The sequence below is a fragment of the Nocardia sp. NPDC055050 genome, from assembly GCF_053608345.1.
In genome coordinates this window covers 180632-193269 of record NZ_JBSGVG010000009.1, presented here as the reverse complement: position 1 = coordinate 193269, position 12638 = coordinate 180632, and the positions used below count along the sequence as shown (strand labels likewise).

Annotated in this window: 11 protein-coding genes; 6 read left to right on the top strand and 5 right to left on the bottom strand. The window is 67.6% G+C overall.

The window, feature by feature from the left end; translation table 11 throughout:
* Nucleotide 1 precedes the first annotated feature (1 nt).
* A complete protein-coding gene (locus ACWGCN_RS12325; protein WP_378704287.1) occupies nucleotides 2-619 on the bottom strand; it encodes a TetR/AcrR family transcriptional regulator in 618 nt (205 codons plus the stop codon).
* Nucleotides 620-734: 115 nt separating this feature from the next.
* On the opposite strand from ACWGCN_RS12325, the gene ACWGCN_RS12320 reads away from it, so the two are divergent.
* From ACWGCN_RS12320 to ACWGCN_RS12295, 6 genes are all read left to right on the top strand, one after another.
* Nucleotides 735-2108, top strand: a complete 1374-nt coding sequence (locus ACWGCN_RS12320) for a flavin-containing monooxygenase (protein WP_452458078.1) — start codon at nucleotides 735-737, stop codon at nucleotides 2106-2108.
* Nucleotides 2105-3253, top strand: coding sequence for a serine hydrolase domain-containing protein (locus ACWGCN_RS12315; protein ID WP_449964049.1), 1149 nt, complete (start codon nucleotides 2105-2107; stop codon nucleotides 3251-3253). Before ACWGCN_RS12320 ends, ACWGCN_RS12315 begins: the two co-directional genes overlap by 4 nt.
* A gap of 2 nt (nucleotides 3254-3255) precedes the next feature.
* Nucleotides 3256-4299, top strand: a complete 1044-nt coding sequence (locus tag ACWGCN_RS12310) for an NAD(P)-dependent alcohol dehydrogenase (protein WP_452458087.1) — start codon at nucleotides 3256-3258, stop codon at nucleotides 4297-4299.
* Between the two features lie 11 nt (nucleotides 4300-4310).
* Nucleotides 4311-5963, top strand: coding sequence for a class I adenylate-forming enzyme family protein (locus ACWGCN_RS12305; protein WP_452458079.1), 1653 nt, complete (start codon nucleotides 4311-4313; stop codon nucleotides 5961-5963).
* Nucleotides 5964-5976: 13 nt separating this feature from the next.
* On the top strand, nucleotides 5977-7716 hold the full coding sequence (locus ACWGCN_RS12300; protein WP_452458080.1) for an N-acyl-D-amino-acid deacylase family protein: 1740 nt from the start codon (nucleotides 5977-5979) through the stop codon (nucleotides 7714-7716).
* Nucleotides 7717-7893: 177 nt separating this feature from the next.
* A complete protein-coding gene (locus ACWGCN_RS12295; RefSeq protein WP_387447066.1) occupies nucleotides 7894-8229 on the top strand; it encodes a hypothetical protein in 336 nt (111 codons plus the stop codon).
* 13 nt (nucleotides 8230-8242) lie between these two features.
* Here the strand turns inward: ACWGCN_RS12295 and ACWGCN_RS12290 are convergent, their stop codons facing one another.
* The 4 genes from ACWGCN_RS12290 to narH all read right to left on the bottom strand — a co-directional run bounded on the left by ACWGCN_RS12290 (nucleotide 8243) and on the right by narH (nucleotide 12634).
* Nucleotides 8243-9403, bottom strand: coding sequence for an NADH:flavin oxidoreductase (locus ACWGCN_RS12290; protein ID WP_378632789.1), 1161 nt, complete (start codon nucleotides 9401-9403; stop codon nucleotides 8243-8245).
* A 122-nt stretch (nucleotides 9404-9525) separates the two neighbouring features.
* Nucleotides 9526-10281 (bottom strand): respiratory nitrate reductase subunit gamma, encoded by a 756-nt coding sequence (gene narI / locus ACWGCN_RS12285; RefSeq protein WP_378991304.1) that lies wholly within the window; start codon nucleotides 10279-10281, stop codon nucleotides 9526-9528.
* A complete protein-coding gene (narJ, locus tag ACWGCN_RS12280) occupies nucleotides 10278-10958 on the bottom strand; it encodes a nitrate reductase molybdenum cofactor assembly chaperone (protein WP_378991305.1) in 681 nt (226 codons plus the stop codon). Before narJ ends, narI begins: the two co-directional genes overlap by 4 nt.
* A complete protein-coding gene (gene narH, locus ACWGCN_RS12275; RefSeq protein WP_378991622.1) occupies nucleotides 10955-12634 on the bottom strand; it encodes a nitrate reductase subunit beta in 1680 nt (559 codons plus the stop codon). The genes narJ and narH overlap by 4 nt, the downstream gene beginning before the upstream one ends.
* Between the last annotated feature and the right edge of the window lie 4 nt (nucleotides 12635-12638).

Below are 12638 nucleotides of genomic sequence, written 5' to 3'. Positions count from 1 at the left end.
CTCAGTCCGGCGCCTGGAGGGCCGGAAACCAGACATCGGTGAGCACCGCCGCGGCCTGCGTGGCCGAGACGTCGATGGTGCCCTGCATCGCCCAGCGGGTGAAGAACCGCTCGAGCTGGGCGACGAGCAGTTCGATCCGCAGCCGGGCCTCGTCGCGGCGGTGCTCGGGCCAGCGGGCGAGATAGGCGGGCATGGTGTCGGCCAGGGTCATGATGCCCTCGCGCGCCACCGCGCGGAATTCCGGTTCGAGCGCGGTGGCTTCGTCCCAGGCCGGGAGCATGTCCTTGTTCGTGAAGAACCAGTCGATCGCGCGAGTCATCCAGTCCGCGAACGACTCTCGGGAGCCGATGGTGAGCACCCGGTCCAGGTCGGCGTAGAAATCCCGGACGCTGGCGAGGGTGCCTTCCTGGGCGATGGCGCGCAGCACCTCGCCTTTGCTCGTGAAGTGCAGGTAGAAGGTCGCCCGGCTGCAGCCGACGGCGGCGGCGATGTCGTCGACGCGGACATCGGAGTAGCCCTGCGTCTCGAACAGGGTGCGTGCGGTCTCGACGATCCGGGCCTTCGTCAGGCGCTTCTGTTCCTCGCGGAGCGAGCCACGGCGGGCGGGTTCGGTCGTCATGAGGTCATCTTAGACGATCAGCCCATTCACTGGACATGATGTCTAGTGAGACGTTATCCTGTGGTCCACGTCACGGCATGGTCATCGATGACCGAGGCCGCTGGAGGAGTTGTGCATGGATACACGCGAATTACCCAAGGTCTGCGTCATCGGCGCCGGACCTTCGGGTATCACCGCCGCCAAACGGCTTGCCGAGAACGGAATTCCGTTCGACTGCTACGAGGCGTCCGACGAGGTCGGTGGCAACTGGTACTTCAAGAATCCCAACGGCATGTCGGCGTGCTATCAGAGCCTGCACATCGATACCTCGAAGTACCGCCTGCAGTTCGAGGACTTCCCGGCCCCGGCGGATTGGCCGCACTTCCCGCATCACTCGCAGCTGCTGCAGTACTTCAAGGACTACGTCGACCACTTCGGCCTGCGCGACAGTATTCGGTTCAACAGCCTGGTCACCTCGGCCGAGCGTGACGACGCGGGCCTGTGGCGGGTCACGACAGCGGCGGGCGACACCGAAATCTACGACGCGCTGATCGTGTGCAACGGCCACCACTGGAACCCCCGATTCCCGGACTACCCCGGCGAATTCGACGGCGTGCTCATGCACAGCCACGCCTACAACGACCCGTTCGACCCGATCGACATGCGCGGCAAGCGGATCGTCGTGGTGGGCATGGGCAACTCCGGGCTCGATATCGCCTCGGAACTGTCCCAGCGATTCATCGCCTCGAAGCTGTTCGTCTCCGCCCGTCGCGGCGTGTGGGTGCTGCCCAAGTACGTCAACGGGCAAGTGGGCGACCGTGCGTCGATGCCCGCGTGGATTCCCGACAGGATCGCGCTCAAACTCAAACAGCGCTTCGTGCGCAAGAACCGCGGCGAGATGTCGACCTATGGACTGCCGACGCCGGATCACGAGCCGTTCGAGGCGCATCCGTCGGCGAGTGAGGAATTCCTGCACCGGGCCGGCTGCGGTGACGTGGAGTGCAAGCCCGCGATCACCCGATTGGACGGCGACACCGTGTATTTCGCCGACGGCACCACCGAGCAGGTCGACGTGATCGTGTGTGCCACCGGCTACCACATCAGTTTTCCGTTCTTCGCCGACGCCGAGTTGGTACCCGATGCGGCCAATCGGTTCCCGCTGTACCAGATGATGATGAAGCCCGGCGTGGACAACCTGTTCTATCTCGGTCTGGCCCAGCCGATGCCGACGCTGGTGAACTTCGCCGAGCAGCAGAGCAAGCTGGTGGCGGCTTACCTGACCGGCCGCTATCACCTGCCCCCGCGCGAGCAGATCGACGAGGTGCTCGGCGCGCAGGAGGCCAAACGCACCGGACGCTATTACGATTCGCCCCGCCACACCATCCAGACCGAATTCGAGCCGTACGTGCGCTCGATGACCAAGGAGCTCGAGCGCGGCGCGAAACGTGCCGCCGCCGCGGGCAATACGTTGCCGGTGCCCGCTCGGGTGACCGCCGAGGTGGCGCGATGAGCACTTCTTCGGGCTTCTGCCGTGACGAATTCGCCGGTGTGCGTGCGGCCTTCGACGAACACCTCGCCTCCGGCGCCGAACTGGGCGCCGCCCTGTGCGTCACCGTCGACGGCGATCCGGTGCTCGATCTGTGGGGTGGCTACGCCGACCCGGAGCAGACCACCGCGTGGGCGGCCGACACCTTGGTGAACGTCTTCTCGGTCACCAAGACGATGACGGCGCTGTGTGCCCTGCTGCTGGTCGACCGTGGTGAACTCGATGTCGACCAGCGGGTGGCCCACTACTGGCCCGAATTCGCGGCGAACGGCAAGGCCGACATCGAAGTTCGGCACCTGCTCTCGCACACCTCCGGCGTCTCGGGCTGGGACAAGCCGATCGAACTGTCCGACATCTACGACACCGATGCCGCCGCCGCCCGGCTGGCGACGCAGGCGCCCTGGTGGGAGCCGGGCACCGCCTCGGGCTATCACGCCATCAACTACGGCCATCTCGTCGGCGAACTCGTGCGCCGCATCACCGGTCGTTCGCTCGGCACGTTCTTCGCCGACGAGCTGGCCGGGCCCTTGGGCGCCGATTTCCACATCGGCACCGGTCCCGAGCACGCCGACCGGATCGCCACCCTGGTCCCGCCGGAGCTGCCGGACTTCGACCTGTCGATCCTCGATCAGGACAGTGTCCTGATCAAGACGCTCACCAGTCCCTGGCTCGAGGTCTCCGAAACCGCCACGCCGGCCTGGCGAGAGGCCGAGATCGGCGGCACCAACGGGCACGGCAACGCGCGCTCGGTGGCCCGCATCCAGTCGCTGATCGCCAACGGCGGCGAGCTGAGCGGCAGGCAGTTCCTCTCGCCCGCGACAATCGAGCTGATCTTCCGCGAGCAGGCCGACGGCATCGACCTGGCGCTGCTGGCTCCGCTGCGTTTCGGCATCGGCTACGGGCTGCCACGACCGGAGACGTTCCCGCACATCCCCGACGGGCGGGTCTGCTGGTGGGCCGGGTACGGCGGCTCGATGGTCGTCAACGACCTGGATCGCCGAATCACCTTCGCCTACACCATGAATCGCATGGCGACCGGACTGATCGGTTCCGATCGGTGCGACAGCTATCTGAAGGCCACCTTCGACGCGGTAGGAGACGCCCGATGACCATGCGCGCGATGCAGTTGACGGCGCCGGGCACTCTCGAACTACGGACGGTGCCCGTACCCGAACTCGGCCCCGGCGATCTGCTGCTGCGGGTCGGCGCGGCGGGGATCTGCCATTCGGATTCGTTCGTGCTGAGCCTGCCGTTCCCGATGAGCGAGAAGCCCTTGACGTTGGGCCACGAGATCGCGGGCACCATCGAGGCGGTCGGCTCGGGGGTGGAAGGTCGCAGCGTCGGCGAACGCGGGATCGTGTACCTGTGCTGGTCGTGCGGTGAATGCCGGGAGTGCCTGCGCGGCAACGAGAATGTCTGCCTGGCCGCCGGTCGCACCGCGATGCCGCCGTGCCCCGGCCTCGGCCCCGACGGTGGCATGGCCGAGTACGTCCGCATCCCGGTGCGCTCGTTCGTGCCGATCGCCGACGAACTCGACTTCGCCCACGCCGCGCCGCTCGCTGACGCGGCCCTGACGCCGATGCACGCCATTCGCGGCGCCATGGACCAGCTGTGGCCCGGCGCCACCGCGGTCGCCATCGGGATCGGTGGACTGGGTCACGTGGCGGTGCAGTTGTTGAAGGCACTCACCGAAACCACCGTGATCGCCGTCGACGTGGACGCCGACAAGCTCGCCCTGGCCACCGAATGCGGCGCCGACATCGTGCTCAAGGCCGACGAGAACACCGCGGCCACGATCTTGGAGCTCACCGGCGGACGCGGTGCGGAGGCGGTGTTCGACTTCGTCGGCACCGACCCCACCGTCAAGGTCGCCGTCGAATCCGTAGCCCCTAACGGTGCTGTCCGGCTGGTGGGTCTCGGCGGCGGCGCCACCGGCATCGACTCGGGCCCGGCGGGCGGACCCGGTCTGCCCTGGGGTGCCACGGTACGAAAGTCCTACGGCGGCACCAGGTCCGACCTCATAGATTCTGTGGCCTTGGCCGCCGCGGGCAAGCTCCGCGCTCAGGTCGAGCGGTTCGACCTGGCCGATGCCCGCACCGCCTTCGACCGACTCGACTCCGGCGCGATCCGCGGCCGCGCCGTCCTCATTCCTTGATGGAGAAGAACATGACCAACGCTGTAGACCCACAGGAATTCGTGGCCAAGGTGGCTGCGGGCCTGACCGCGCTGGGCGCGCCGTTCGAGATGACCGTCGAACCCGTTCTCGGCGTGCCGATTCCGGTCCTCGCCCATCGCCGTGCCAACCTGCGCGAACTATTGGAGCACTCGCGCAAGTGGGGCGAGCGCGACTACCTCGTCACCGAGGACCGCCGGATCTCCTTCACCGAGCACGCCGCGGCCGCGGGTGCGCTGGCCACCGCCCTGGCCGCCAGGTACGGCGTCGGCAAGGGCGATCGCGTGGGCATCCTGGCCGCCAACGGCCCGGACTGGGTGATCGCGTTCTGGGCCGCGCAGTGTCTCGGCGCGATCCCGGTCGGCTACAACGCCTGGTGGGCGCCGCCGGAGATCGCCTACGGGCTCGGCCACACCACTCCGACCGTCGTCGTCGCCGACGCGAAAAGGGCTGCGCTGCTGGCCGAGACCGGCACCGACCTGCCCGTCCTGACCATGGACGAGGATCTGCCCGCCCTGATCGCCGAGTTCGGCGGCGGCGAGATCCCCAGCACACCGGTCGACGAAGACGATCCGGCCGTGATCCTCTACACCAGCGGGACCAGCGGCAGGCCCAAGGGTGTTGTCCATTCGCAGCGAAACATGGTGGCGATCAGTGACTACCACCGTTTCACCGACGCCATGATGGCCGCGTTCATGGGTCAGGAGCCCGGGGATGCTCCCAGCGATCGCCGCTACCTGGTCACCGCGCCGCTGTTCCACATCGCCAGCCTGCACAACCTCGTCATCCCGCGCTTGCTGACCGGTGCGGCGGCGGTGTTCCCCCACGGGGCGTTCGAGGTCGGCCGCGTCCTGAGCCTGGTCGAGCGCGAGAAGGTCACCAACTGGGCCGCGGTGCCGACCATGGCGTCGCGCCTGCTGGAACACGATGTGGCCCAGCACGATCTGTCCTCGCTGAGCGCGCTCTCGCTGAACTCCGCGCCGTCCTCGCCCGCGCTGCTCGCCAGCCTGCGCGAGAAGATCCCGGCCCTGCAGTTCTCGCTGACCACCAGCTACGGCCTCACCGAGAGCGGCACCGCGGCGACGGTCGCCACCCCGCTGGACCTGGCCGCGGACGACGCCTCGGTCGGCAGGCCGATCATCGGGGTGGCAGTGGAGATCCGCGACGCCGAGGGCAACGCGCTCGGCGAGGGTGAGGAGGGCGAGATCTGCATCCGCAGTCCCTACGTCATGCTCGGCTACTGGAACGACGACGCGGCGACAGCGGCCTCGATCGACGACCAACGCTGGTTGCGCTCCGGTGATTTCGGCACGATGGACAACGGCAGACTCACCGTGTCGGGCAGGCGCACCGACCTGATCCTGCGCGGCGGCGAGAACGTGTATCCCACCGAGATCGAGAACGTGCTCGTCGAACATCCGGCCGTCAGCGACTGCGCGGTCTTCGGCGTCGCCCACCCCGATCTCGGCCAGGAAGTGGCGGCGATCGTCGTCGCCGAACCAGGGGCGGTGGACCCGGCGGAACTGAGCGCCTTCGTCGCCGATCGCCTCGCCTATTTCAAGGTGCCCGCCCGGTGGCGGATCACTTCGGACGCGCTGCCGCGCAACGCGACCGGTAAAGTCACCAGGCGCGAGCTCGCGATCTAAGAGGGGTCACACCATGTTCGACAGCATCATCAAGGGTGCCCGTTGGTTCGACGGCACCGGCGCCCCGTCCGCGGTTCGTCACCTCGGCATCACCGACGGCAAGATCGCCGAGATCTCGGAGACCCCGCTCGACGAGACCGGCTGTTCCCGCGTCGTCGACGCGACCGGCAAATGGGTGATCCCCGGCATCATCGACATCCACACCCACTACGACGTCGAAGTCCTGCTCGACCCGTCGCTGTCGGAGTCGGTGCGGCACGGCGTCACCACCGTGCTGCTCGGCTCGTGTTCGCTCTCGACCGTGCACGTCGACGGCGAGACCGCGGGCGACCTGTTCGGCAGGGTCGAGGCCATCCCGCGTCAGTACGTGGTCGGCGCGATGAACGACGTCCAGACCTGGAGTACCGCAGGCGAATACGTCGACGCGCTCGAACAGTTGCCGCTCGGGCCCAACCTGGCCGGCTTCATCGGCCACTCCGATATCCGGGCCGCGGTGATGGGGCTGGACCGCTCCACCCGCAAGGACGTGAAACCGTCCGAGGCGGAGCTGGCCGAGATCGAGCGCATGCTCACCGACGCGCTCGACGTCGGCTTCGTCGGAATGTCTTCGCAGCAGCTGCTTTTCGACAAGCTCGACGGCGAGACCTGCCGTTCGCGGACGCTGCCGTCCACCTACGCCAAGAGCAAGGAACGCCACCGGCTCAACACGATCCTGCGCAAGCGCGGTCGCGCGTTGCAGGGCGGACCCGACATCACCAACCCCAAGAGCCTGGTGTCGATGGCGGTGTCGAGCATCGGTCTGTGGCGCAACGCGCTCAAGGTGAGCCTCCTGTCGGCGGCCGATGTGAAGGCGGTGCCGGGCGCGTCCAAGATGTTCCCGGCCGTCGGCAAGATCATCAACGGGCTCGACGGCAATTTCCGCTGGCAGCATCTGCCGGTGCCGTTCGAGGTGTACTCCGACGGCATCTCGCTGCCGGTGTTCGAGGAGTTCGGTTCCGGCGCGGCGGCTCTGCACCTGTCCGACCACATCGACGAGCAGCGTCACCTCATGCAGGACGAGGAGTATCGCCGCACCTTCCGCAAGGACTACGACAACAAGTACGGCCCGCGCGCGTGGCACCGCGACTTCTTCGACGCCGACATCGTCGAATGCCCCGACGAGACCGTCATCGGCAAGACCTTCGGTGAGGTCGGTGTCGACCGTGGGGGTCTGCATCCGGTCGACGCGTTCCTCGACCTCGTCGTCGAACACGGCGACAAGCTGCGCTGGCGCACCACCATCTCCAACCACCGACCCGAGGTGGCCGACGTCCTGGCCGCCGACCCGTCGGTCCAGCTCGGCTTCTCCGACGCGGGCGCGCACCTGCGCAATATGGCCTTCTACAACTTCGGTCTGCGCCTGCTCCGTCGCGTCAACGACGCCGCGACCAGCGACAAGCCGTTCATGACGGTCGAGCACGCGGTGCACCGCCTCACCGGCGAACTGGCCGACTGGTACGGCCTGGACACCGGCCACCTGCGCGTGGGTGATCGCGCCGACGCGGTCGTCATCGACCCCGCCCACCTGGACGAAACCCTGGATGCCTACGCGGAGAGTCCCCTCGCGATCTTCGGCAACCTGTCGCGCATGGTCAACCGCAACGACGACACGGTCACCGCGGTCTTCGTCAACGGCCGCTACGTCTTCGGCGAGGGCGAAGCGGATCCCGTACTCGGCACCGAACGAGTGGGAGCCTTCCTGCGCGCGGAGTAGGACCGCCGCCCGGCGCTCGCCGCGCGTCCGGGTACTCGCCGCTGACTCGTCGCGCACCCTGACCCGGTGCGCGACGACCCAGCCCCGATCTGCGACCCTCACCTGATGACCGGGCGGCGGTCGACCCGAACCCGGTCGTCGCCGCTGGACTACCTCACATCAGCGAGAGGACTCGATATGTCGGACGCGAAACGGATCGCCTGGGGTAAACCGCGTCATCCCACCGACGCCGACCGCGACGCCCTCCGCGAGGACCTGCTCGCCAAAGCACGCGCCGTGCGCGGCGACGGCTGGGCCGACCACCGCGCCGAATGGCCCGCCGGTCAGGTGGCTGTGGTCGCCTATGTGCTGGGCGACGCCGACGTTCTCGCCGAACTCGAGGAGAACGAGAGCACCGTCCTGAGCCGCTACGCCGCCGACCTGTTCGGCTTCGTCGGTGGCCGCAAGGACAACGAGAAGGGCCTCGTCGGCACCCAGGCCTGGTTCGACGCGGTGCGCAAAGCCCTCGCCTAGCTCGCGTCGTGGGCTAGGTGCGGAGCACGCATTCCGTGCGTGAGTAGATGGTCGGCACGCATTCGTTGCAGTGCGTGCACAGGGAACGGGTCGTCGCATCGGTGTGCCAGCGGCGGATCAGGTCCGGTTCGCGCAGGAGGGCGCGGCCCATGGCGACGAAATCGAAACCGTCGTCGATGGCCTGCTGTGCGGTCGGGCGGTCGGTGATGCCGCCGAGCAGGATGATCGGCAGCGTCAGCTCCTCGCGGAACCGGCGCGCCTTGTCGGCGAGATAGGCCGGGCGGTACGGGTATTCGCGCAGGAAGCCCTTGCCGACGAGCTGGAATCCCCACCGCGTCGGCACCGGCAGCGTCTTCGCGAAGTTCTTGCGCGGCGCGTCACCGCGGAAGATCGCCATCGGATTGAGCAGGGAGCTGCCCGCGGTGAGTTCGAGGGCGTCGATCGCGCCGTCGTCCTGCAACCAGGTCGCCACCTGTAGCGACTCCTCGATCGAGAACCCGCCGCGCACACCGTCTTCCATGGTGAGCTTGGCCGTCACGGCCATCGTGTCGCCGACGGCGTCACGCACGGCCTTGACCAGTTCCCTGGCCACCCGCGCCCGGTTGACCAGCGACCCACCGTAATCGTCCTTGCGCCGATTGAGCATCGGACTCAGGAACGAGCTCGCCAGATAGTTGTGCCCGAGATGCACCTCGACGGCGTCGAACCCGGACTCGCGGGCGAATCGCGCCGCCCGCGCGTGCGCCGCGACGACCTCGGCGATCCCGAGCGCGTCCGGCACCTTCGTGAACCGCATCCCGAGCGGATTGAACATCCGGCTCGGCGCCAGCGCGGGCGCCTGATTCGATTTGGCGTTCGCGACCGGTCCGGCGTGCCCCAGTTGCGCGCTCACCGCCGCGCCCTCGGCGTGCACCGCGTCGGTGAGCCTGCGCAGGCCGGGAACGGCCTCGTCGCGCATCCAGATCTGATGCCGGTCGGTTCGCCCGCCCGGCGCGACCGCGCAGTAGGCGACCGTCGTCATCCCCACCCCGCCTTCGGCGACCTCCCGGTGGAACTCCACCAGGTCGTCGGTGACGAGTGCGTCGGGTGTCCGCCCCTCGAAGGTGGCGGCCTTGATCACCCGGTTACGCAGGGTGAGCGGACCGAGAGTGGCGGGTGCGAGGACATCGCTCATGTGCAAAAGTGAAACACGTTACAGTCCTGCGGGCAATGGGGGATCTCCCGCTGAGTGGGCGGAAACGACAAACGGCCCGCCTGCGTGGAGAGCGGGCGGGCCGGTGACACGGGCGCTGTGAACTACCAGCGGTCGGGTGTGACCGGGGCGTCCCAAGCTTTCGCGAAGCGGGTCTTGTCCTTGGTGTCCACTTCCTTGCGGCGGTAGACGATGTAGGGGCGGGTGAGGTAGCCGATGGGGGCGCTGAACATGTGGACCAGCCGGGTGTAGGGCCAGGCCGCGATCAGTGCGAGAACGACGAGGCCGTGGAGTTGGAAGGTCCAGGGGACGCCGACCATCAGACCCGGTTCGGGGTTGATCGAGAACAGGCTGCGGAACCAGGGGGAGACCGTGGTGCGGTAGTTGTAGGTGCCCCACAGCAGGTTGGAACCCCAGGTGTTGAGCAGACCGGTGACCAGGGCCAAGGTCAGCAGCGTGTACATCATGACGTCGTTGCGGCTGGTGTTCTTGCGCACGGCGGGGATGGCGATGCGGCGGTAGCACAGGATGGCCACGCCGAGCACGACCATCAGGCCCGCGATCGACCCCGCGCCGACCGCGACGATGTGGTACGCGTGCTCGGAGATGCCGATCGCCGAGGTCCAGGATTCGGGAATCAGCAGACCCATCACGTGCCCGCCGAACACCCCGAGCATGCCGAAGTGGAACAGCGGGCTGCCCAGTTGCAGCAGCTTGGACTCATAGATCTGCGAAGACCGGGTGGTCCAGCCGAACTGGTCGAAGCGGTAGCGCCAGACATGGCCCAGCACAAAGGACGTCGCCGCGATATAGGGCAGGATCAGCCACAGGCCTTCGGGCAGGGGGATGGTTGCGTTCATCGGCGGCCTTCTGTTGCTTCGAAGAGGGCGGGGTCCATGGCGAAGGGTTCTAGGCCGACCTCTTCCTCGGGCGGACCCTGGGCGGCGAGTTCGGCGATGCGCCTGCGGTCGGCGGTGGTCACCGGCGGCAAGGTGGTGAGCACCGCGGCGAGGACGCCGCTGTAGGGAGAGTTGTTGTCGCCCAGCGACAGTCGCAGCAGCTCCATGACCGGGACGTGCTCGCCGAGCAGGCGTTCGCCGCCGATCGGGTCGATGGTGGCGGCGAATTCCAGCAGCACCGGCAGGTGGTCGGGCAGTTCCTCGTCGCCGAGTTCCACCCCGGCCTGGCGGTAGGCGTGCTTGAACCGCAGCAGTGCCATGCCGCGTTTGCGGGTGTCGCCGAAGGCGTAGAACGTCAGGTGCAGGCTGGCGCGGCGGCGCATGTCGAAGGTCTCGACGTAGCTCTGCGCCACCTCGATCGCCGGGGTGTCGCGCAGATAGGCCAGCAGCGCGGCGAAGTGCGCCTGCACCTCGTCGGGCAATTGCGCTGCGGCGCCGGACAATTGGTCGAGCATCGCGAAGGTCTGCTCGCCCGGGTAGTCCAGCAGCAGCGCGGCCAGCCGCCACACGACCCTGCGGTCGTGCTCGGGCATCGCCGTCACCGGTTCGGGCCGTTTGCGGATGGAGAGCAGACTCATGGCGCGACACCGCTCACGGGCGAGTCGGCGACGGCAGCGCCGTTGCTGCCGTTGCCGTTACCGGCGCCGTTGCCGGTACCCCCGTTGCCGTTCGTGGTCGGCACGAGTCCACTGGTGCTGCGCCCGTCCCAGTTGAGCAGGTTGATCCGGCCCGACTTCTCCTCCGGCGCGGCCTGATTGGTGTCGGAGAGCGAGAACTTCTCGACGACCTGGTCGAACGCGGTCATGCCCGGTCCGCCGTCGGTGTCGAGACTGCACCCGGTGGCCAGCGAATCCAGTTCGTGCGCCTTGGATGTCGCGCCCATCGGGATCACGTACCGGTGCTCGTACTTGGCGATGGCGAGCAGCCGGTACATGGCCTCGATCTCCTCGGGCTCGAGCCCGATCGACGGCGCGATACCGGCCTCGGGTTCCTCGCCGAGGTTGACCGACCGCATGAACGCCCGCATCCCGGCCAGCCGTTGCAGCGACGAGCGCACCGGGCCGATCTCACCGGCGGTGAACAGCTCGGCCAGGTACTCGATCGGGATGCGCAGCGCGTCGATGGCGCCGAACAGGTTGCCCGCGTCCTCGCCGTCGTGGCCGGTCTCGCTGAGCACGTCCACCACCGGCGACAGCGGCGGCACATACCAGACCATCGGCATGGTGCGGTATTCCGGATGCAGCGGCAGCGCCAGCTGGTAGTCCACGATCAGCTTGTAGACCGGCGAATCCTGGGCGGCCTGAATCCATTCCGGGGAGATCCCGGCCTTCTCGGCTTCGGCGATCACGCGCGGGTCGTGCGGGTTGAGGAACACGCCCAGCTGCGAGGTGTAGAGGTCCTGCGGATCGGTGACCTGGGCCGCTTCGAGCACCGCGTCGGCGTCGTAGAGCATCACGCCGATGTAGCGCAGCCGCCCGACGCAGGTCTCCGAGCACACGGTCGGGATGCCGACCTCCACGCGCGGGTAGCAGAAGGTGCACTTCTCCGCCTTGCCCGTCTTGTGATTGAAGTAGATCTTCTTGTACGGGCAGCCGGTGATGCACTGGCGCCAACCACGGCACTTGTCCTGGTCGACGAGCACGATGCCGTCTTCCTCGCGCTTGTAGATCGCGCCGGAGGGGCACGACGCGGCGCACGAGGGGTTCAGGCAGTGCTCGCAGATGCGCGGCAGGTAGAACATGAAGGTCTCTTCGAACTCCAGTTTCACCTTGGTCTCGAGCTTGCCGAGCAAGGGGTCCTTGGCGACCTGCTCCGGACCCGAACCCAGATCGTCGTCCCAGTTCGCGCCCCAGGTGACCTTGGTGTCCTCGCCGGTGATCAGCGACTTGGGCCGCGCCACCGGGGTGGTGTCCATGGGCGGCGACGACAGCAGGTTGTCGTAGTCGTAGCTCCACGGCTCGTAGTAGTCGGCGACCGTGGGCAGATCCGGGTTGGCGAAGATGTTCATCAGGCGCTTGAACCGCGAGCCCGACTTCAGGGTCAGCTTGCCGCGCTTGTTGAGCGTCCAGCCGCCCTTCCACTTCTCCTGGTCCTCGTACTGGCGCGGATAACCCTGTCCCGGACGGGTTTCCACATTGTTGAACCAGACGTACTCGGTACCACCACGGTTGGTCCAGGCCTGCTTGCAGGTGACCGAGCAGGTGTGGCAGCCGATGCACTTGTCCAGGTTCATGACCATGGCGAGTTGAGCCATAACG